The organism is Amycolatopsis sp. M39 (assembly GCF_001651785.1).
Taxonomy (GTDB): Bacteria; Actinomycetota; Actinomycetes; order Mycobacteriales; family Pseudonocardiaceae; genus Amycolatopsis; species Amycolatopsis rubida.
Genome location: NZ_LWSF01000063.1, coordinates 1 through 275 on the forward strand (window position 1 = coordinate 1; position 275 = coordinate 275).

1 pseudogene is annotated in these 275 nt (G+C 66.5%); it reads left to right on the plus strand.

Annotation, left to right across the window (positions count from 1 at the left end):
- Window positions 1–194 precede the first annotated feature (194 nt).
- Window positions 195–275, plus strand: a pseudogene (locus tag A4R44_RS52935) (His/Gly/Thr/Pro-type tRNA ligase C-terminal domain-containing protein); the annotation flags it as partial.

Sequence of the window (275 nt, forward strand, 5' to 3'; positions counted from 1 at the left end):
CAGCATGAAGCAGGAGCGCATCTCGATCGATCAGGTCGAGTCGTATCTGGCTGGTCGTCTGCTCGGCTGCTGACCGCCGCGTACTCCGTTCCGGACGGCCCTTCCCCGCGCTTGCCGGGGCAGGGCCGTCCGGCGTTTGTCGCGCGGTGCCGACCTGTCGTCGAAGGTGCGTGGGTGCGCGGCTGCGCAAGCACGACTTCGACACGCTTGAGGACAACGCGGTGACGATCCGCGAGCGCGACAGCATGAAGCAGGAGCGCATCTCGATCGATCAG